Here is a 19766-nt window from a genome sequence, read left to right as displayed (position 1 = left end):
CCAGCATGACGGCATGACCTCTCCTGTGCCGCCCTCGTCCCTGTCCTGGCCCACCGGCGCCGCCGTGCTCCCCGTCTCACAGGTGCGCCCCGTGCTGGAACGCCTGGAGTCCCTGGCCCGCACCAACCCGCGCGACCTCACCTGGATCCCGGGCCTGGCGCAGGAGGACGGCGAGATCTCCGCCGATCCGCCCCCCGCCCTCGAGCAGATCGTTGATGAGTTCGGCGGGATCGCGGTGCACGGCCGGCGAGACCTGGACCTGCTGATCGACGAGCGTGGTGACATCGGCCCGTACACGATGCTGGGTGAGGCGACCAGCTACTACCCCCTGTACGAGGGATCGGACGTGGCGGTCGTGCTGACCCTCGATGAGGATGGCGCCCCCGGTGCCGTGTACGGCATCGGCGAGGACCTCGCCCTGCGCCTGGCCGCGCGGGACCTCCCCTCCTACCTGCAGCGCTACGCCGACGCCCTGGAGGCAGCGGTCTCGGGGATCGACGCGCGGCTGCGGGAGCTGTACGACGAGGACGCCCTGGATGATGAGGAGCTGCGGGCCGATGTGGGCGAGCAGCTGCTGGATGCGCAGCTGTACGCCGCGATCCTCGGCATGGGCGAGCAGGACGATGCGGCTGCGGTGCCGCTGCGGCCCCTCGGAGGCGATGCTGCGGCCGATCCGCTGCCAGCCGGCGGCCCCGCGGCCGACGGCTCGGGGGCGGCCGATGGCCATCCTGGCTCAGCCTCCGAGAACGCCCCCGCGGGTGCCGTCGCCGTCGCCGATCTGCGCGGCGCGGCCCCCGGCGCCATGGTGGACGTGATGGACGCCGATCTGCCCGGAGACCCGCTGGGGCAGCAGGTGGAGTGGCGCGACGGCGGCCTGTTGGTCTACGTCGTCGCCGAGTAGCCCCCGCCGCCCGTCCGCTCCCACAGGGCGCGCAGCAGCCTCTCGTCCAGGTCGTCCAGCCGTGAGCGCTCCTCGCGCTCCGGGTGAGGGCCGTGCACCTCGCGGTGCAGCTGCTCCATGCGGCGGTCCAGCTGATCGGCCACGGCGGCCGCATCGGCCAGGCTCTGGGCCAGATGGTCCGGCACCTGCCCGTCGTACTTGTAGTAGATCTTGTGCTCGAGGCTGGCCCAGAAGTCCATCGCGATGGTGCGGATCTGCACCTCCACCGTGGTGGGCACCGGCCCGGTGCTCAAAAACACCGGGATCCGGATGATCGCGTGCAGCGACTTGTACCCGTTGGGCTTGGGCTGGGCGATGTAGTCCTTCACCGTGACCAGCTCGATGTCCGTCTGTGAGACCAGATGCTCCAGCACCGTAAAGGTGTCGGCGATGAAGCTGCAGGTGATCCGCACCCCGCCGATGTCGGTGATCCCCTGCCGGATCGCCTCGGGGGTGAGGTCGATTCCGCGGCGCATCGCCTTGTCCAGAATGCTGGCCGGGGACTTCACCCGTGAGGTCACGTGCTCGATCGGGTTGTAGCGGTGCAGGTGCAGGAACTCCTGCCGGAGGATCTCGATCTTGGTGAGCACCTCGTCCACAGCGAACCCGTACTCCATCTGCATGCGAACGAACTGCTCGCGCAGGCGCTGCAAGCGCGCCAGCGTCTCGGGATCCGGCATGCCGCGGCGCTGGGCGAGAGATGGCGACTGCTGCGGGGTGGACACGGGGCGAACTCCTGGTGACGGCGAGGGCAAGACTTCGCTGACGATGCTCGGGGAATACCTCAGTCTCCCAGCCCCGACCGTGTGTGAGCAGGGCTTTTCATGGACGCCACCTTAGTGTTCGGGTGCGCCATGGGGAGAACTACCCATGGCCGGGCCTTCCCCGGATCCTTACGGTGGAGGCGTCGTTGACAGCGGGCTTGAGGGGACGTGCGATGAGCGGATTTCAGGGTGCTGATACCCAGGCTTTGCAGCGCATGGGCTCGCTGCTCGAGGACCGCTCCTCTTCCCTGGAGGACATGACCGCCCGCCTGGGGGCGCTGATCAACGCGGTGCCGTGGGTGGGCCCGGATGCCATGGCCCTGCGTGCCGATTGGTCCTTCCGCATCCGGCCCCGCCTGATGGACTGCCAGATGCGTCTGCGCGAGGAGGGGCGTTCCCTCCGCGACCATGCCGAGGAACAGGACCGGGCGTCGGACCCGGCCGGTGACGTGGCAGACGGGGGCAGCGGGGCCGATGGTGGTCGATGGGCCGACAGTGGGCGCGGCAATGGCGGCGTGGGTGGACCGGACGGCCTGCTGCGCGCCGCCTCGACCCCGCAGATCACCCTGGCAGCCCTCAGCGTCCCGCTGGATGCTGCATCGCAGGGGGTAGTCCGTGTCGCGGGCGCCATCGGGGACGCCCTCGGCACGGCCGCCGAATCGGCGGTGGAGGGCACCGGCCTGATCACCGGCGCCGTCGGCCGGGCGCGCGCCGTCGCTCAGCAGGTCAGTGACGCCATCGGCACGGACTCCCCGCTGGCCTTCGACGGCACCGGGCTGGTGCTGGAGCCGCCCCGTACCTCGGGCACGATCACCGTGGACGCCGATCACGAGCTGGCACCGGGAAGCGCCGCGAAGCCCTTCGGCCTGGATGCGGACGGCGCCCCGATCGAGCTGGCCCCGAACACGAGGTACGAGGTGGGCGACCACGGCACGTACTACACCGACGGCGACGGCCGCGTGGTGTACGTCGAGGCCACCGGCGGCGGGGGCGCGATGAACCCCAACCTGCGCGAGGTGTTCCCCGATGCGAACTACCACGTCAACGAGAACGTCTTCTACAGCACCGATGAGCTGGGCCGCCTGGACCACATGTACGTGCCCGAGGTGGAGCTGCACCCGGACACCTCCCGCAGCCAGTCCATCCAGTCCAAGATCGCCGAGCGCTTCGACATGACCGCCGACGGCGACACCGAGAGCATCGAGTTCAACGCCGGGCACGCCCTGGCCCGCCAGTTCGGCGGGGTGCGCGAGGAGATCAACTACACCCGCCAGTGGGACGAGGTGAACCAGGCCCGCAGCGGAGTGGACGACAACATCTACGCCTACGAGAGCCTGATGGCCGACGGCATCGAGAAGCACGGCCACCAGTACTCCTATGAGACCCGCTTCAACTGGGGCGATGAGCAGCCACCCGGTGTGGGCCCCGACCAGGGCAGTGCACCCTGGGAGTACGTGCCCGAGAGCTACGACGTGCGCATCACGGAGAACGGCGACGTGATCGCCGATAACACCCTGCCCAACTACCCTGACGGTGCCACCTTCGACGACTGAGCCGAGCCCGTCGGCCACGTCGAACGGACCATGAGTCGATCGGAGACCGAGCCGGTCGCACCGCGAGTCGATCGCACCACGAAGCGAGAGGATCCCGATGACCCAGCCCCAGAACGACTCCTCCCCGATGGAGCGGCAGGGCGAGCTGCTGCGGGATCTCGCGCGCGTGATGCTGACCTCGGTGGACCTCACCGAGCAGTGGCAGCAGCTCACCGTCGCCTTCATCCCGGACGGCGAGGCATGGGCCGGCCGCATCGTGGTCACCGACGCGGACGGCTCCAGCAGCGGCGGCGACGCCCGCTTCGGAACCGATTCGCAGGTGAGCCTGCTGCTGGACGCACTGCAGCAGGCCGCCGCCGATCAGCGCCAGCCCTTCGTCTCCCTGCGCCTGGATGCCGAGCGCACCGGGGAGGACCGCAGCCGGATCGCCCTGGGCTCGAAGCTCAACTACGACACCGATCCGGGCAGCTTCGACGGCCTGGGCGGGGTGGACGAGCAGGTGGCCCGCCACATGGCCGAGCGCTTCGGTGACGACCGCCTGCCCGCATGGGTGCAGGAGAAGCTCCCTCGCCCGTGAGTGCGAGGTCCGCCCCAGCTCGCACGGTCGGCGGGCGGACAGCCATGGGGAGTCCTCCCCATGGCGCAGGTGACCGGCGGGTCCTACGGTGGGACACGTCGTCAGGGGCAGGACAGCGGAGAGATTCAGAGGGGGCAGGCAATGGCAGGGTTCCAGGGGGCGGACACCGAGGCCCTGCGCACGATGGCGCAGATGGTGGTCCGCCGCTCGGATCTGCTGGAGGACCTCTACGGCGGCCTCAAGGTGCTGGTCGAGGACGTCGAATGGGTGGGTGAGGACGCCGACCGCTTCCGTGGCCAGTGGGCCGGCGTCGTGCGCCCCGGCCTGGAGGACTGCTCCCTCGATCTGCGGCGTCGGGCCCGCCTGCTGATCCAGCACGCCGATGAGCAGGACGCGGCCTCCACGATCGACTTCTTCAGCGCCTCCCACGCGTTCCAGGCCGGTGTGGCCGCAGGCGCGGGTCTCGCCGCTGCCCTGGGCGGAGCCCTGGCCGGGGGTGCGGCCGGGGGCCTTGCCGCAGCGCTCTCCGGGGCGGCCCAGGCCCTTCGCGATGCCCTGCTGGGTGACGGCTCCACTCCCGAGCAGCGCGCGCTGGCTGCCCTGCTGGACTCCCCGATGGGCCGCCTCGGCCTGCTCGCCGGGCTGGTCGGAGGCATGATCGGCGGTCCCGTCGGCGCCATGATCGGAAACCTGCTGGCCGGTGCGATGCTCGCCGAGCAGCTGCTGAGCCTGCTGGGGGGCGGGCGTGAGATCGGCGGCATGCTCGGCCTGGAGCCGTTGGACGACATGATGGGCCATGCGGGCCTTGGTGCGGGCGCCCTCGCGGGCATCGGCACCGGGGCGGGCACTGCCGGGGGTGCGGCTGCCGGTGCCGTGGGGGCATCGATCGGCGAGGCCGACGCCGCTGGTGCCGACGGGGCTGCCGGTGGCGGTGAAGGATCCGGGGGCGGCGACTCCGCGGGTTCCGGTGGCGGCTCGGGAGCAGGGGCCTCCGCGGGCGGCTCCGGCGGCGGGTCCGGGTCCGGCGGCGGGTCGGGCTCCGGCGGCGGATCCGAGGCCGGGAGCGGCGGGGCGGATGCCGGTGCCGGTGCGGCCGGGGGCGCTGCCGATGCCGGTGCGGCGGTCGGCGCAGGAACCTTCCTCCATCTCAGCTCGGCGGACGGTGCGGGAGCCTCCGCCGGCTCGATGGTCACCGATCGGATCGGTGCTGCCGTGGGATCGGTGGACGAGCCCGGTTCCCTGTGGGACCAGCTGATGGCCCTGCTGGGCTCCGCGTTCGACTCCGGGGCCGTGCCCGGCTCCCAGGCCGGGGAGGCCATCGGCACCGAGCACCTGGACCGCTGACGCGGGTGGATGACCCTCTCCCCGCGCACCGGTGCGGTTAGCCTGGGGCCAGGCCGCGCCCAGGTCGCGGCCCCCGCCGTGAGCACCACGGAGGGAACCCGACGCGGAGGCCCCCATGACACAGCCCAGCACGCCCGCCCACAGCCCCGTCCTCGTGTGGGTGATGGGAGCGGCCGGGGCGCCGGCCGACGGCTCCGAGCCCTTCCGCCTCGGGAAGGCCGACGAGCCGCAGCTGCTGGTGACGGACCTGGTGGCCACTCGCGGGGACGGCGTGTTCGAGACCATCGGCGTGTTCGACGGCACCCCCGTGAACCTGGACCCCCACCTGCGCCGACTGGCTCGCAGTGCCGAACTGGTGGAGCTGCCCGCCCTGGATCTCACGGTGCTGGCGCAGGCCGTGCAGGCGGCGATCGACGCCCATGCCCCCGTGCCCGAGCTGACGGTGCGGGTGATGGTCACCCGCGGCGTGGAGGGCTCTGGCACTCCCACCGCCTGGATACATGCCCGCACCGCCGAGGACTGGTCCCGCTGCCGTGAGGGCATCGCCGTGGTCACCCTGGACCGGGGGCTGTCCACCCCCGTGCCTCGCCCCAGCCCCTGGCTGCTGCCGGGCGCCAAGACCCTCAGCTACGCCGTCAACATGGCCGCCACCCGTGAGGCGGTGCGCCGCGGCGCCGACGACGTGCTGTTCGTGAGCACCGACGGCTACTGCCTGGAGGGTCCCACCTCCACTCTGCTCGTGCAGCACGGCGACACCTGGACCACCACCCCCGCCGACGCCGGAGTGCTGCCGGGCACCAGCATCGCCTCCGTGTTCGAGGTGCTGCGGGCCGAGGGAGCCACCGTGCGCGAGGAGCTGATGACCCCCGATCAGGTGGCCTCGGCCGACGCTGCCTGGCTGCTGTCCTCCAGTCGTCTGGCCGCGCCCATCGCCCGCCTCGATGACACCCGGCTCACCGTGGATGCCCATCGCACCGCCCAGCTGATCTCCGTGCTGAAGGGGCAGTACCCGGGCTCTCGCTGACAGTGCGGTGCCCGGGTTCTCGCTGACAGTGCGGTGCCCGGGTTCTCGCTGACAGGCCTGCGCCCGGGCTCGGCTCCACCCTCGCCCATGTCGAGCGGCGATGCCCCTGGGGGAGGGGGTCGGGCTCAGGTGGAGGCCAGCAGCTCGCGCGCCAGGTCCACGTCCACCACGGCGGTGTCGATGGTGCCGCTGCGCAGCACCCCGGCCACGCCCGGGGCCTTCTCCGCGCCTGCGGCCACCCCCACCACCTCGGGGATGCGCAGCAGCTCGGAGAACGTCACCGCGAGCACCCGCTGGTCCGTCGGCGCCCCTACCGGGACCCCGTGGGCGTCCACGAACCTGCCGCACACGTCCCCCACGGGCTCCTGCGCGAGGAACGCGGCATGCTCCTGCTCGCTCAGCCCCATCTGCTCCACGATGTGCGGGGAGGAGTGCATGCCCATGGAGCCCATGCCCACCAGTGCCAGCTCCACCTGCGCGGCGGCCTCCAGCACCGAGGCGATGCTCGACTCGCGCCGCAGCGTGCTCACCGTGGTGGCCGCCTCCAGCACCGCCGGCGCGTAGAGCATCTCGGCGCGAGCACCGAACCGGGAGGCCATCACCCGCAGCACTGACTCGCCGGACTCGAACTGGTCCAGCGTGGAGTGCCCGCCCACCAGCGGCAGCACTCGCGGCGCCGGCCGCAGTCGCACCGGTTCCAGCTGCTCGACCACCCGCTGGACCGTCTGTCCCCAGGACAGACCGATCGAGCGCACCTGGGCGGCCCGCTCCGTGATCAGGGCCGACGCCTGCCTGGCCACGGCCTCCAGGCCCGGGGTGCGAGGGGCGGAGACCACGTGGGCCTCACGCAGCGAGTACCGGGCGCTCAGCGCTGCCTCGACCGCGGGATGGTGGCGCGGGGGGCCGTCCGGATCGTTGATGGAGATCTCCACGATGCCGCGCTCGCGTGCCTGGGTGAGGATCCGAGAGACGTTCGAGCGGGACAGCCCCAGCTCCTGCGCCACCTCCGTCTGCGAACGGCCCTGCTCGTAGTAGAGCCGCGCAGCGCGCACGACCAGTGCGGTGTCGCGGGGTGCCGGCATCGGTGCTCCTTCGGGCGAACGGGACTCCAGTATCCCCGTCGGCCCCGCGCGGGTGCCAGAATCGTGCCATCGACCCGGGAGGCCCCATGACCGAGCATCAGCGCCCCAGCGAGAACGCGGATCCGCTGGAGGCCGTGCCCATCCGTGCCGTGCTGCACGCAGTCCAGGGCGAGGACGCGAAGGAGGTCCTCGGGACCATCGCCCGCCACCTGCTGGCCGAGGGCCTGGTGGAGGAGAGCTTCCCGGCAGCGCTGTGGGAGCGCGAGCAGCGCTTCCCCACCGGGCTGCCCACCCGGATCCCCACCGCGATTCCGCACTCCGATGCCGAGCACGTGCGCGTGCGCTGCCTGGCGGTCGCCACCCTGGCCCGGCCCGTGCGTTTCGGCGAGATGGGCGGCCGCGCCGCGGACACCGTCGAGACGCAGCTGCTGGTGCTCCCGCTGGTCACGGATCCCGAGGCGATGGTGCCGGCGCTGCAGCGGATGATGGGCATGCTCACCGACGAGCAGGCCGTCGCGGCGCTGCTCGGCGCAGCCGACGAGGCCGAGCTGCTGCGCCTGGCCGAGCAGCACCTGACCGGACACCCCATCGCATGACGGGCTCCGCCGCGGGAGCACCGGCTCCTCGTCCCGCGCCTGGTTCCGGGCCACGTTCCGGGCCAGGCTCCGCCGCCGGCTCCGGCCCCCGGGTGGCTGTCAAGGCGCTCATCGTGCGGGACGGGCACGTGCTGATGAACCGTGTGGTCACCCCGGACGGAACCGTGCTGCACGGCCCGCCCGGCGGCGGGCAGGAGCACGGCGAGGACCAGGTCGCCGCCCTGGTCCGCGAGTGCCGCGAGGAGATCGGCGCGGAGGTCGAGGTGCACCAGGTCGCCTGCGTGTACGAGGTGCAGTCCGTGAGCCGACTGCGCGACGGTGTGCCCATCCCTCCGTTCCACCAGGTCAACGTGGCCTACTGGTGCGGTCTGGCCGACGGTCAGGAGCCGGGTCCGGGCAGCGACCCGGATCCCGGGCAGGATGGCACGGACTGGCTGCCCATCGGGCACCTCGCCGAGCATGAGGTGCACCCGCCGGGGCTCGCGCAGTGGCTGGAGGCGGACCCGAGCAGCAGGCCCATCGGCCTGGGGGTGCTGCCGCTGTGACCACCGGCGCGGGGCGTGCTCGGTAGTGTGGTGAGTCCCCGGTGCACGTGCCGACCCGATCGACGAGCCCGTCCCCGCTAAGGAGCATCATGACCGCGCAGCCCACCATCGAGTTCCACGACGGCCGCTCCATCCCCCAGCTCGGCTATGGGGTGTGGCAGGTCTCCGACGACACCGCCACCGACGTGGTGCTGAAGGCGATCGAGGCCGGCTACCGCCACATCGACACCGCCCGCGGCTAGGAGAACGAAGCCGGCGTGGGCCGTGCCCTGGCCCGCACCGAGGTGGGCCGCGAGGACCTGTTCATCACCTCCAAGGTCCCCAACCAGGACCAGGGGCGCGAGCAGACGCTGCGCTCCTTCGACGCCACCATGGCCGACCTGGGCCTGGAGGAGCTGGACCTGTACCTCATCCACTGGCCGGCCCCCGCCAGGGGCGAGGCGCTGAACACGTGGAAGGCACTGGTGGAGCTGAAGGAGCAGGGCCGCATCCGCTCCATCGGTGTCTCCAACTTCCGGGTGGAGGACCTCGAGCAGCTGGAGCAGGAGACCGGCGTGGTCCCCGTGCTGAACCAGATCGAGCTGCACCCCTACTTCGCCCAGCTCGAGCTGCGCGAGTACCACGCCTCCAAGAGCATCGCCACCGAGTCCTGGTCGCCGCTGGGCCAGGGCGGCGGTGAGCTGGAGGACCCGGTGATCACCGGCATCGCCGAGGCCCACGGCGCCGAGGTGGGCCAGGTGATGCTGGCCTGGAACCTCGCCCAGGGCAACGTGGTGATCTCCAAGTCCGAGACCCCCGAGCGGATCGTCTCGAACTTCGCCTCCCTCCAGCTGGAGCTCACCCCCGAGGAGGTCGCTGCGATCAACGCCCTGGACAAGGGCGAGCAGGGCCGCCGCGGCGGCCACCCCGCGGAGTTCTCCGGCCACCAGGGGGCCTGAGGCTCGCGGCCGCGCAGGACCCGCACGGGCGCGGGAGGGCGCCCCATCTGCCGGACGGCGGCCGGGGCGCCCGAGGCTCACTCCAGGGTGTCGCCGGTGATGGCGTCGACCGCCCGGATCAGCCCCAGGTTGACATGGCTGATCCCAGTGAGCGAGCGGCAGCGGGTGGTGCGCTTCCGGTACCGGGTGGTGCGCTTCCGGTACCGGGTGGTGCGCTTCCAGTTTGTGGAACGTACCCACCCGTAACCCCGGGAGTGGGGCCGGGGACGACGCTCAGGGGCGACCGGGGTCGACTAGCGCGGCCGTGCCCCTAGCCGATGTGTCCCTCGCCGTGGCCGACAGGTGCGTGCTCGACGCCGCCCACGAACTCCGCCAGGTGCTGGGACATCGCCCGGCGGCTGGGCTCGTGGCAGTACATCATGTCCCCTGCCTCGTAGTACTCCACCCGGATCCGTTCGGCGTAGTCCTGTTGCGGGATCGGCAAGTGGGCCAGCACGTGCTCACTGGCGTGGAACGGGGTGGCGGCGTCGTGGTACCCGTGTGCCACGTACACCCGGGTGTGGGGGGACGTGCGCAGCAGGCGCGCCAGGTCCGAGGCGACCTCCACCGAGCGGCCCTCGAACTCCTTGTAGCTCCACGGGTGAACGCGGCCGCTCATGATCTCGTACACGATGTCGCTGGAGTAACCCAGCTCGGTGCGCAGGTACTGGTTGATGGTGGCGGTGTACGCGGGGGCGAGCTGGTCGATCGACGGATCGGTCTCCGTCGTCGGCGCGTTGCCCGCACCCATGGGGGAGGTGAAGCGGCCGTCGATGCGCCCCGCGATCAGACCCTCCTCGCGCAGCAGCTCCGCCAGGAACGCCATGTGCTCGATGCGAAGGTTTGCCCGCTCCACCCACGCCGGGTCCACCCCGATCAGGGCGCCGATGCGGGCGGCCGCCTCCTGCTTCTGCTCGGGGGAGAGCCTTAGCCCAGCGGCCAGCAGCGCCGGGTACTCCTGCTCGGCGAAGGCCTCGGCCTCATCCACCACGTCCTGCAGCAGACGTCCTTCGTGCTTGCCATGGGCGTGGGCGATCGCCGCGTAGGTAGGCAGGTAGTGCAGGTAGGGGCGGTCGTTGGCGGGATCGAAGCTGATGGTGCCGAAGTCCAGCACCGGGGAGATCAGCGAGACACCCTCCACCGCCACGTAGTAGCGGTCCATCAGCCGGGCCGCCACGGCGGAGGCCCGGGTGGTGCCGTAGGACTCCCCGGCCAGGTGGATGGGGGAGGTCCAGCGGTCGTTGCGGGTCAGCCAGTCCACGACGAAGGAGGCGATCAGGTCGCGGTCCTCGGTCAGGCCGTGGTGGCGGTCCGGCTTCGAGCCGGGGGCGGGCCGCGAGTAGCCGGTGGTCATCGCATCGACCATCACCAGGTCCGCATGGCGCAGCAGCGTCTCGGTGTTGTCCAGCAGGCGGTACGGGGGCGCCACGGGAGCGCCCGCATCGGCCGTGTCCACACGGCGCGGGCCGAACAGGCCCAGGTGCAGCCACACCGTGGAGGCGCCGGGGCCGCCGTTGAAGGCGAACAGCACCGGGCGGGCGGGATCCTGCTCGGTGGCGACATAGCTGACGGAGAACAGCTCCGCATACGCCTTGGCCCGCCCGTACTCGGTGCCCTCCGGCTCCTCACGCAGCACCACGGTGCCGGTGGTGGCGGTGTAGGAGAGGGGGCCGTCCGGCAGCTCGAGTATGTGGGCCGTGGTCACCAGGCGGTCCTCGGGCGCGGTGTCCTTCTGCCCTGCCTCCGCGGTGCCGGCGGACGGGCCGGTACCGCTGCCGGTGAACGTGCTGCCCTCGGCGGCGTCGAGGTCCTCGGGCGTGCTGGGGATGGGCTGGGCGTTCACGCGTGCTCCTTCGCGATGGGGTCTGGGCTCGTTGTCGAGCTTAAGCTCCGGGTCCGGACGTGGGGCCTGCCTCGTGGGCGGAGAGGAAGCGATGAGCGCCACCGACGCCTCCAAGAACGCGCTGGCCGCCGGCAAGGCGACCGGCACCCTCGAGACCGACCGCCCGGGCTCTGGTGCCGCCGGCGCAGGCACGCCCAGGCGCCGCGCCGGTGGGGCCGGCAAGCGCGGGGCCGACGAGCGCTCCGGGGCCCGCGCGGCGGGTCGCAGCCCCGCCACCACGATCATCGTCACCGCGGTGCTGACGATCGTGGCGATCTACTTCCTGGTGCCGGTGTACTGGGTGGTCGTCAACGCCACCAAGACCACCGAGGACCTGTTCGGCACCAGCGGATTCTGGTTCGGCAACGAGTTCCGCCTGGTGGAGAACATCAGCGCGGTGCTCTCTGCCAACGGCGGCATCTTCCCGCGCTGGGCGCTGAACTCCCTGCTGTACTCCGGGGTGGGCTCGCTGCTGGCCACGTACTTCGCGGTCGCCGCCGGGTACGCCCTGGCCAAGTACAGCTTCCCGGGCCGGAAGTTCGTGTACGCCTTCGTGCTGGGCGGGTTGCTGGTGCCCGGCACCGCCACCGCGCTGCCGCTGTTCTTCCTGTTCTCCAGCATGGGGCTGACCAACACCTACTGGTCGGTGCTGATCCCCTCCCTGGTGAGCCCCTTCGGTCTGTTCCTGGCCGCCATCTACGCCGGCGCCGCGGTGCCGGACTCCATGCTGGAGGCCGGTCGGCTCGACGGCGTCAGCGAGATCGGGCTGTTCCACCGGCTGGCGCTGCCGCAGCTCACCCCGGCCGTGGTCACCATCCTGCTGTTCCAGTTCGTGGCCATCTGGAACAACTACTTCCTGCCGCTGGTGATGCTGGCCGACGAGCGCCTCTACCCGATCACCCTGGGTCTGGACAGCTGGAGGGCGCAGACGGACCGCTTGCCGGAGTTCTTCCAGCTCACCACCGGTGGTGCTCTGCTATCGGTGGTCCCGCTGGCGATACTGATCCTGGTGCTGCAGCGCTTCTGGCGCGGCGGCCTCACGGAGGGCTCGGTCAAGGGCTGAGAGCCTGCGGCGCCGATCCGCCAGGGCCGTCACCGAACGTGACCGGCTTGCGACCTGGCAAGGGTGGCGCTGGGCCTGCCCTCCTGCGGCATGCTCGGAGGTTCCGACGGGCCCGGTGAGGTGGGGGAGCCGGACGTGCGCGCCGAGGTGGAGCGTGCCGAGCCCGGGCCCGCCGAGGGCACGGGGCGGGCGGCCGTGCCCTTCACCGCCCGGATGCTGGGCGGGATCGACCGGTCCGAGGTCAACACCGTGTGCTCCCCGCTGTCGGCCCAGATCGTGCTGACCATGGCCGGGATGGGCGCCGCCGGGGACACCCGCGCCCAGATGGAGCAGGTGCTCGGCGGCAGCATGGACGAACTGGCCGAGGCGGCCAACACCCTCTCCTCCGTGCTCGCTGTCGTCGGCGACGAGGAGCGGGAGGCCGACGCGGAGGACGCTCCCGAACCGGCCGTGGCCTCCCTCGTGATCGGGGTGTGGGCGAAGGAGGGCATGGAACTGGAGCAGGCCTATCTCGAGGACCTCACCACAGCACTTACGGCCGGGGTCTCGCCCTGGCCCTGGTGCAGCCCGTGGACGACGTCGGCACTGTGCTCGATGCCTGGGCCGAGGCGGCAGACGGCGTTGGAGCGGACGCTGGTCTCGGAGCAGTGCTGGAGGGCCTGCAGGGACCGGACGTGGTCGACCTGAGCCTCCCTGCCTTCGACATCGAATGGCAGACCTCCCTGGCCGTGCTGCTGCAGGGCCTGGGGATGGAGCTGGCCTTCACCGACGGGGCCGACTTCTCGGGGATCCCCACGCGGGGGCAGCTGCTGATCAGCGACGTGGTGCACAAGGCTGTGATCCCCGTGGACGCGGAGGGCATGGAGGCTGCTGCCGCCACCGCCGTGGGGATGGAGGAGGCCGCCGCTCCGGAGGATCCCAAGAAGCTGGTGCTCGACTCCCCGTTCCTGTTCATCGCCTACGATACCTCGACGCTGGCACCACTGGTGCTGGGTTGGATCGGGGATCCTTCGCAGACCAGGTGAGAACAGAGCATCCCGGCGACTGATCGGACTTCCCGCGCCCGATGGGACCTGCCAGACTGGACCGCGTTATTCGTTTCACAGCGAGGGAGACCACCGATGACCGCCCTGCTCGAACCCACCGCCGACGGCTTCCTGCGCGGAGGTGAGAAGCACCTGGTGATCTCCGGTGCGATCCACTACTTCCGCGTGCACCCCGAGCAGTGGCGCGACCGCCTGCGCCGCCTGGTCGCCATGGGCTGCAACACGGTGGAGACCTACGTGGCCTGGAACCTGCACCAGCCTGATCCGGAGACCACCACCTTCACCGGCATCGCGGACCTGGGCCGCTTTCTGGACATCGCCGGGGAGGAGGGGCTGGATGCGATTGTGCGGCCGGGCCCCTACATCTGCGCCGAGTGGGAGAACGGCGGGTTCCCCGGCTGGATCCTGCGCGACCGCAACCTGCGCCTGCGGGTCAGCGATCCCGACTACCTGGCGCTGGTGGACGCCTGGTTCGACATGCTTATCCCCGTGATCGCCTCCCGGCAGGCCTCCCGCGGAGGCAACGTGGTGATGGTGCAGGTGGAGAACGAGTACGGCAGCTACGGCGACGACCGGCAGTACCTGGCGCACCTGCGCGACGGCCTGCGTGAGCGCGGCATCGACGAACTGCTGGTGACCTCCGACGGGCCCGCCCGCATGTGGCTCACCGGCGGCACCGTCGAGGGAGCGCTGGCCACCGTGAACTTCGGCTCTCGCACCCTGCAGGTGCTGGAGATGGCCGAGCGTGAGCTGCCGGGCCAGCCCCAGATGTGCATGGAGTTCTGGAACGGCTGGTTCGACCACTGGGGCGAGGAGCACCACACCCGCACCGGTGAGACCGCTGCCTCGGAGCTGGCCGACATGCTGGACAACGGCATGAGCGTCAACTTCTACATGGCCCATGGCGGCACCAACTTCGGGATGTCGGCCGGGGCCAACCACCACGGCACCTACGGCCCCACCACCACCAGCTACGACTACGACGCCCCGATCGCCGAGAACGGCCGGCTCACCGAGAAGTTCCGCGCCTTCCGCGAGGTCATCGCGCAGCACCGCCAGCTGCCCGCGCTCGAGGAGCACCTGGCCCAGCTGGGTCTGGACGCCGAGCCCGCGGCCCTGCCCGCCGGCGAGGTCACGATCGACAGGACGGTGGCCCTGCGCGGCACCGAGCGCTTCACCCGCAGTGCCGAGGTGCACCCGAAGCCGCCGTCCTTCGAGGACCTGGGGCTGGAGCGAGGCCTGCTGCGCCTGTCCCGCAAGATCGAGATCACCCGCAACGACGGCGAGGACGGCCCCTCGATCGCGCCGCTGCACCTGTACGACCTGCACGACCGTGCCTGGGTGTACGTGGACGGCATCTACGCCGGCGCCGCCGGTGCCGATGCCGTGCTCGGTGCGGAGGCCGACAAGCAGTTCCCCGCCACCGTGGAGCTCGCCCATCTGGCCGAGCGCCTGCTGCCCGAGGGCGGCCACCGCACCGTGCGGGTGGAGATCCTGGTGGAGAACCTGGGCCGCATCAACTTCGGCCCCAGCCTGGGGGAGCGCAAGGGCATCCTGGGCGGCGTCTGGCAGATCATCCGCTTCCTGAACCACTGGGAAGCGGATCCATGGCCTCTGGAGGACATGGCCGAGGAGCTCGCTGCGCTGGCCTCGGGTGCCGCCGCGGTCGAGCCCGGCGCCGAGGACGACGTGACGCTGCCCGTCCTGGTGCAGGCATCCTTCGAGGCGAGCGAGCAGAAGGACGCCTTCCTGGACGTCTCCGATGCCGGCCACGGCGTCGCCTACGTCAACGGGTTCTGCGTGGGCCGGTACTGGAACGTGGGCCCGCAGCAGTCGCTGTACGTGCCCGCCCCGGTCATCCGCGAGGGGCGCAACGAGGTGCTGCTGCTGGATCTCGAGAAGCAGCCCACGCGCTTGGCGCTGGTCGAGGAGCACATCTTCGGCGGCCGCACGACGGGAAGGTGACCACCGTGAACGACACAGAGCACTCGCACGACCTACGCATCGGCGTCATCGGCTACGGAGCGCGTTCCACGCTCGCAACTCACGCCCACAAGCCAGGCGAGGGTTCCCGCGTGACCGTGGTCGCCGAGCCCACCCAGCGCGGGAAGGACCTCGCCCGCGAGCGCCACGGCGGGGACGTGACGCTGGTGGACGACGTGGACCAGCTGCTGGCCGAGCACGAGGTCGACGCAGTGATGATCCTGGCGCCGGACTACGCGCACGCCGAGATCGCCCTGAAGACCCTGGGGGCCGGCATCGCCACCTTCTCGGAGAAGCCGATGGCGATCCGGGTCGAGGACACCGACGCGATGCTGGTGATGGCCAAGCAGAAGCGGGCCCGCCTGTACGTGGGGCACAACATGCGCCACATGCCGGTGATCCGGCAGATGAAGAAGATCGTGGATTCGGGCCGCATCGGCCGGGTGCGCGCCATCTGGTGCCGCCACTTCGTCGGCGCCGGTGGCGACTTCTACTTCAAGGACTGGCATGCCGAGCGGGCCAAGGCCACCAGCCTGCTGCTGCAGAAGGGCGCGCACGACATCGACGTGATCCACTGGCTGGCCGGCGGCTACACCCGCCGGGTCTCCGGGATCGGCGACCTGGCCGTGTACGGCGACATCACCGATCGCCGCGACAACACCGACCGCCGCATGTGGGACTGGTACGACGCCGAGAACTGGCCGCCCACCGCTCAGAAGGAGATGAACCCCGTCATCGACGTGGAGGACATCTCGATGATCAACATGACCCTGGACAACGGCGTGCTGGCCTCCTACGAGCAGTGCCACTTCACCCCCGACTACTGGCGCAACTACACCGTGATCGGGGACGCCGGCCGCATCGAGAACATGGGCGACGGCGGCGGGGACCAGATCCACATCTGGGAGTCGCGCTACTCCGGCGCCGGCCGGCCTGACGCGGTGGAGGTCATCGACCGCGGCGACGGCGGCCACGGCGGGGCGGATCCGAACCTGGTGGCGGAGTTCCTGCGGTTCGTGCGCGAGGGCGGCGCCACCGACGTCTCCGCGGTCGCGGCCCGCGAGGCCGTGGCCACGGGCGTGCTGGGCGCCGAGTCGATCCGCAACGGCGGCGTGCCCTACGACGTGCCGGCCATCCCGGAGGACGTGCGCGGCTACTTCGACAGCGGGCAGGCCTGAGGCGCGATGCGACCGGTCGGTCCCGTTCCGACCGGATCGTTGCCTTCTCCGGGCGGTTCTGATCGGCTGGTGGACCGCGGCGGTCCCCCAAGGACGGCCGTCACCGATCAGGGCGGAGGCTCCCGATGTCCCACTCGCCGACCAAGCCGACGATGCGATCGCTGTGGCTGGACTCCCATGACCCCCACCGCATCCGCACCGCAGAACTGCCCGCAGACCCGTCCTTCGACGTCGTGGTGGTCGGAGCCGGACTGACCGGCCTGGCCACCGCGCTCATGCTCGCCCACCAGGGCCTGCAGGTCGCCGTGCTGGAGGCCCGCAGCGTGGGCGCGCTCGCCACCGGCAACACCACGGCCAAGCTGTCCCTGCTGCAGGGCACCGTGCTCAGCCAGATCCGCTCCCAGCACGGGCCTGGCGTCACGCGGGCGTACGTGGAGGCTTCACGGGACGGTCAGTCGTGGCTGCTGGACTTCTGCCGCGCACACGACGTCCCGGTCCAGTACCGCCCCGCCACCACGTACGCCACCACGAAGTCCGGGCTGTCCTCCGTGCACTCGGAGCTGGAGGCGGCGCAGGAGGCCGGCCTGGACGCCCGCTTCGAAGGCGGCCTGGAGCTGCCCTTCGAGGTGGCCGGTGCCGCGGTCCTGGAGGACCAGGCCCAGTTCGACCCGATGGACGTGCTGAGCGCGCTCGCCGCCGAGTTCGTCCAGCTGGGCGGCACCCTGGTGGAGGGCGTGCGCGTCACCTCCGTTCCCCGCCGCGGCCCCTTCACCCTGGAGACCACAGCTGGCCAGGTGCGTGCCGGGAAGCTGGTGCTGGCCACTGGTGTGCCCTTCACCGAGCGAGGCGGGTACTCGGTGCGCATGCAGGCCCGCCGCTCCTACGCCCTCACCTTCGAGGTGGGCGACGGCTTCCGTCCCCACGGCATGCACATCAGCGCCGACGACCCGGTGCGCACCCTGCGCTCCGTGCCCCACGATGGCCGCGAGCTGCTGCTGGTGGGCGGCAACGACCACGTCACCGGCCGCACGAGCTCCCCCGCCCAGCAGGTCCTGGACCTGGAGCGATGGACGGAGCAGCACGTGCCCGGTGCCCGCCGCACTCACGCCTGGGCCGCCCAGGACTACCATCCCGCCGGCCACCTGCCCCTGATCGGCCCCCTGCCCGGTTCGGATTCCACCGCGTACGTCGGCACCGGGTACAGCAAGTGGGGGATGACCGGCGCGGTCGCCGCGGCGCTCGCCATCTCGGGCCTGGAGGCCGGGCAGGCGCCGGCCTGGCTGGAACCGCTCGACGGTGCCCGGCCCGGCGTGAAGAGCCTCGGCACGGGCGCGGCCCGCAACGCATCCGTCGGCGCCCACATGGCCTCCGGCTGGGCGCGCGGGGAGCTGCGCGAACTGCCCGAGGTGGAGCCTGCCGACGGCTCCGGGATCGTGGGCCGAAGCGGTGGCAGGCCCGTCGCCCAGTCCACGATCGACGGCGTCACCTGCCGGGTCTCCGGCATCTGCACGCACCTGGGCGGCGTGCTGGCCTGGAACGATGCCGAGAAATCCTGGGACTGCCCCCTGCACGGCTCCCGCTTCGCCCCCGACGGCCAGATCCTCGAAGGGCCCGCCACCAGGCCCCTGGCACCCGTCGATGACGAGCCCGCCTGAGCGCGGGGCTCAAGAAGCCCCTCTACGCTGAGCACATGGCGACTTTGAACACCGTGCGTGCGATTCTCGGCGAGCGACCGCTGCGACGGGTGGCGGCGATCGGCGCAGCTGTCACCGCAGTCCCGCCCCTGACCGCGGCGGCCGCCCTGATCGCCGTGGACGGCGTCAAGAGCCGCTCCCGCAAGGAGCGCGAGGCCCCGCGCCCGGGCACCTTCGAGGCGCAGGTGCAGGACTCCCGGATCACCCTGTACACCTCCGGCTCTGAGGTGTACAACGACATGATCGAGGCGATCGACGGGGCCCGCGAGAGCGTGCTGCTGGAGACCTTCATCTGGAAGGGCGACGAGGTCGGCCAGCGCTTCATCGACGCCATGAACCGCGCCGCCGACCGCGGGGTGGACGTGCGCGTGCTGTACGACGGCTTCGGCAACCTGGTGGTGCCGCGCCGGTTCTACGCAGGCTTCTCGGACAAGGTGCGCGTCAAGCGGCTGCCTGCCATCGCACGCCCGTACTGGAAGGGCCTGCTGCGCCACACCGGCTTCAACCATTCCAAGATCCTGGTGGTCGATGACCACACCGGCTTCATCGGCGGCTACAACATCGGTGACCTCTACGCGCGGCAGTGGCGCGACACCCACATCCGTGAGCAGGGGCCGGCCGTATGGGGGCTGCGCAACTCCATCAAGCGAGCGTGGAACGAGCACGCCGAGGAGGACGACAAGATCCTCTGGATCCCGCCGGACAGCTGGGATCCGGAGGTGCGGGTGGCGGCGAACCTGCCGGTGCAGCTGGTGTACCCCATCCGGCAGCTGTACCTGGCGGCCATCGAGCGGGCCAGCGACCACATCTACATCACCACCCCGTACTTCATCCCCGACCAGCAGATCCTTCACGCCCTCACCCAGGCCGCCCGTCGCGGGGTGGACGTACGTGTGATGGTGCCCGGGAAGTCCAACCACATCGTGGCTGACTTCGCCTCGCGCGGCTTCTACGGGCAGATGCTCGAGGCCGGGGTGACGATCCTGCTGTACGACGCCGCGATGATCCACGCCAAGACGGCCACCATCGACGGCATCTGGTCCACCGTGGGCACCGCCAACATCGACCGCTTGTCCCTCTCGTTCAACTACGAGACCAACGTGGAGATCATCGACGAGGACTTCGCCGCGAACATGGAGACGGTGTTCGAGCGGGACTCCGAGCACTGCGAAGTGCTCACCTCTCCGCGATGGCGCGATCGCCACCGCATGGCGCGCCTGGCCGAGACCGCGCTGATCCCGCTGCGTCCGTTCCTCTGACCCGACGGGGCGGGCAGCGCCTACCGTTCACTGGCCCGTCAGTCATCCGGGTGGCTCATCAGGTGCCGGCCTGGCCATCGGGCAGCCGGGTGATCCGCTAGTTCCGTGCCGCCAGCTTCCAGATCCTGGAAGGTACTCGCCCGTAACCGGGGACAGTCGGGCGCCTCACGTTCCCGCAGGAACGTCAGGTGAGCGCATCCGTCAGAACAGCTCCTGTCGCGTCGGGTCAGACCGAGGCCGCGCCGCCACCGGCTCGCGT

General features: G+C 71.1%; 17 protein-coding genes and 1 pseudogene. 15 read left to right on the top strand and 3 right to left on the bottom strand.

All coding sequences use genetic code 11. From position 1 onward, the window contains the following. Positions 1 to 13 precede the first annotated feature (13 nt). Positions 14 to 901: a hypothetical protein gene (locus IOE58_RS06780; protein ID WP_193865646.1), complete on the top strand. Its 888-nt coding sequence runs from the start codon at positions 14 to 16 to the stop codon at positions 899 to 901. Here IOE58_RS06780 and IOE58_RS06775 read toward each other — a convergent pair. Then, complete coding sequence (locus tag IOE58_RS06775; protein ID WP_193865645.1) at positions 883 to 1665, bottom strand: GTP pyrophosphokinase family protein; 783 nt, start codon at positions 1663 to 1665, stop codon at positions 883 to 885. The two genes, IOE58_RS06780 and IOE58_RS06775, sit on opposite strands and share 19 nt — an antisense overlap. Before the next feature lie 212 nt (positions 1666 to 1877). Between IOE58_RS06775 and IOE58_RS14635 the strand changes: the two genes are divergently transcribed. The 4 genes from IOE58_RS14635 to IOE58_RS06755 all read left to right on the top strand — a co-directional run bounded on the left by IOE58_RS14635 (position 1878) and on the right by IOE58_RS06755 (position 6202). Further along, positions 1878 to 3257 carry a DNA/RNA non-specific endonuclease gene (locus tag IOE58_RS14635; protein WP_284690638.1) on the top strand — a complete coding sequence of 460 codons (1380 nt, stop codon included), beginning with the start codon at positions 1878 to 1880 and terminating at the stop codon, positions 3255 to 3257. Between the two features lie 97 nt (positions 3258 to 3354). Continuing rightward, the gene (locus IOE58_RS06765; RefSeq protein WP_193865644.1) at positions 3355 to 3834 is read left to right on the top strand and encodes a hypothetical protein; all 480 of its coding nucleotides are present in this window, start codon (positions 3355 to 3357) and stop codon (positions 3832 to 3834) included. Positions 3835 to 3975: 141 nt separating this feature from the next. After that, a complete protein-coding gene (locus tag IOE58_RS06760; RefSeq protein ID WP_193865643.1) occupies positions 3976 to 5178 on the top strand; it encodes a hypothetical protein in 1203 nt (400 codons plus the stop codon). Between the two features lie 115 nt (positions 5179 to 5293). Continuing rightward, a complete protein-coding gene (locus IOE58_RS06755) occupies positions 5294 to 6202 on the top strand; it encodes an aminotransferase class IV (protein WP_193865642.1) in 909 nt (302 codons plus the stop codon). 125 nt (positions 6203 to 6327) lie between these two features. Here the strand turns inward: IOE58_RS06755 and IOE58_RS06750 are convergent, their stop codons facing one another. After that, positions 6328 to 7284 carry a sugar-binding transcriptional regulator gene (locus IOE58_RS06750; protein ID WP_193865641.1) on the bottom strand — a complete coding sequence of 319 codons (957 nt, stop codon included), beginning with the start codon at positions 7282 to 7284 and terminating at the stop codon, positions 6328 to 6330. Between the two features lie 86 nt (positions 7285 to 7370). Between IOE58_RS06750 and IOE58_RS06745 the strand changes: the two genes are divergently transcribed. From IOE58_RS06745 to IOE58_RS06735, 3 genes and pseudogenes are all read left to right on the top strand, one after another. Beyond that, positions 7371 to 7880, top strand: a complete 510-nt coding sequence (locus tag IOE58_RS06745; protein ID WP_193865640.1) for a PTS sugar transporter subunit IIA — start codon at positions 7371 to 7373, stop codon at positions 7878 to 7880. 92 nt (positions 7881 to 7972) lie between these two features. After that, positions 7973 to 8425 carry an NUDIX domain-containing protein gene (locus IOE58_RS06740; RefSeq protein WP_348981904.1) on the top strand — a complete coding sequence of 151 codons (453 nt, stop codon included), beginning with the start codon at positions 7973 to 7975 and terminating at the stop codon, positions 8423 to 8425. A gap of 89 nt (positions 8426 to 8514) precedes the next feature. Then, positions 8515 to 9363, top strand: a pseudogene (locus IOE58_RS06735) (aldo/keto reductase). Positions 9364 to 9673: 310 nt separating this feature from the next. On the opposite strand, the gene IOE58_RS06730 reads toward IOE58_RS06735, so the two are convergent. Then, entirely contained in the window at positions 9674 to 11245 is a 1572-nt protein-coding gene (locus IOE58_RS06730; RefSeq protein ID WP_348981903.1) for a S10 family peptidase, read from the bottom strand. Between the two features lie 91 nt (positions 11246 to 11336). On the opposite strand from IOE58_RS06730, the gene IOE58_RS06725 reads away from it, so the two are divergent. From IOE58_RS06725 to IOE58_RS06700, 7 genes are all read left to right on the top strand, one after another. After that, on the top strand, positions 11337 to 12347 hold the full coding sequence (locus IOE58_RS06725; protein ID WP_193865638.1) for a carbohydrate ABC transporter permease: 1011 nt from the start codon (positions 11337 to 11339) through the stop codon (positions 12345 to 12347). 90 nt (positions 12348 to 12437) lie between these two features. Continuing rightward, on the top strand, positions 12438 to 13034 hold the full coding sequence (locus IOE58_RS14280) for a serpin family protein (RefSeq protein ID WP_228019174.1): 597 nt from the start codon (positions 12438 to 12440) through the stop codon (positions 13032 to 13034). After that, complete coding sequence (locus IOE58_RS14275) at positions 13022 to 13372, top strand: serpin family protein (protein ID WP_348981902.1); 351 nt, start codon at positions 13022 to 13024, stop codon at positions 13370 to 13372. The genes IOE58_RS14280 and IOE58_RS14275 overlap by 13 nt, the downstream gene beginning before the upstream one ends. A 96-nt stretch (positions 13373 to 13468) precedes the next feature. After that, positions 13469 to 15358, top strand: coding sequence for a glycoside hydrolase family 35 protein (locus IOE58_RS06715; protein ID WP_193865637.1), 1890 nt, complete (start codon positions 13469 to 13471; stop codon positions 15356 to 15358). Then, entirely contained in the window at positions 15355 to 16554 is a 1200-nt protein-coding gene (locus tag IOE58_RS06710) for a Gfo/Idh/MocA family protein (RefSeq protein WP_193865636.1), read from the top strand. The genes IOE58_RS06715 and IOE58_RS06710 overlap by 4 nt, the downstream gene beginning before the upstream one ends. Before the next feature lie 125 nt (positions 16555 to 16679). Further along, complete coding sequence (locus IOE58_RS06705; protein ID WP_228019173.1) at positions 16680 to 18209, top strand: FAD-dependent oxidoreductase; 1530 nt, start codon at positions 16680 to 16682, stop codon at positions 18207 to 18209. A 35-nt stretch (positions 18210 to 18244) separates the two neighbouring features. Beyond that, positions 18245 to 19507, top strand: a complete 1263-nt coding sequence (locus IOE58_RS06700) for a phospholipase D-like domain-containing protein (protein ID WP_193865635.1) — start codon at positions 18245 to 18247, stop codon at positions 19505 to 19507. Positions 19508 to 19766 lie beyond the last annotated feature (259 nt).

The organism is Brachybacterium epidermidis, assembly GCF_015209585.1.
Taxonomy (GTDB): domain Bacteria; phylum Actinomycetota; class Actinomycetes; order Actinomycetales; family Dermabacteraceae; genus Brachybacterium; species Brachybacterium epidermidis.
This window is presented reverse-complemented; position numbering and strand designations above follow the sequence as displayed.

Coding starts and splice junctions, on each gene's coding strand:
- IOE58_RS06715 (WP_193865637.1), top strand. CDS start 13,469: ATGACCGCCCTGCTCGAACCCACCGCCGACGGCTTCCTGCGCGGAGGT.
- IOE58_RS14635 (WP_284690638.1), top strand. CDS start 1,878: ATGAGCGGATTTCAGGGTGCTGATACCCAGGCTTTGCAGCGCATGGGC.
- IOE58_RS06700 (WP_193865635.1), top strand. CDS start 18,245: ATGGCGACTTTGAACACCGTGCGTGCGATTCTCGGCGAGCGACCGCTG.
- IOE58_RS06705 (WP_228019173.1), top strand. CDS start 16,680: ATGTCCCACTCGCCGACCAAGCCGACGATGCGATCGCTGTGGCTGGAC.
- IOE58_RS14280 (WP_228019174.1), top strand. CDS start 12,438: ATGCTCGGAGGTTCCGACGGGCCCGGTGAGGTGGGGGAGCCGGACGTG.
- IOE58_RS06780 (WP_193865646.1), top strand. CDS start 14: ATGACCTCTCCTGTGCCGCCCTCGTCCCTGTCCTGGCCCACCGGCGCC.
- IOE58_RS06755 (WP_193865642.1), top strand. CDS start 5,294: ATGACACAGCCCAGCACGCCCGCCCACAGCCCCGTCCTCGTGTGGGTG.
- IOE58_RS06725 (WP_193865638.1), top strand. CDS start 11,337: ATGAGCGCCACCGACGCCTCCAAGAACGCGCTGGCCGCCGGCAAGGCG.
- IOE58_RS06765 (WP_193865644.1), top strand. CDS start 3,355: ATGACCCAGCCCCAGAACGACTCCTCCCCGATGGAGCGGCAGGGCGAG.
- IOE58_RS06745 (WP_193865640.1), top strand. CDS start 7,371: ATGACCGAGCATCAGCGCCCCAGCGAGAACGCGGATCCGCTGGAGGCC.
- IOE58_RS06750 (WP_193865641.1), bottom strand. CDS start 7,284: ATGCCGGCACCCCGCGACACCGCACTGGTCGTGCGCGCTGCGCGGCTC.
- IOE58_RS06760 (WP_193865643.1), top strand. CDS start 3,976: ATGGCAGGGTTCCAGGGGGCGGACACCGAGGCCCTGCGCACGATGGCG.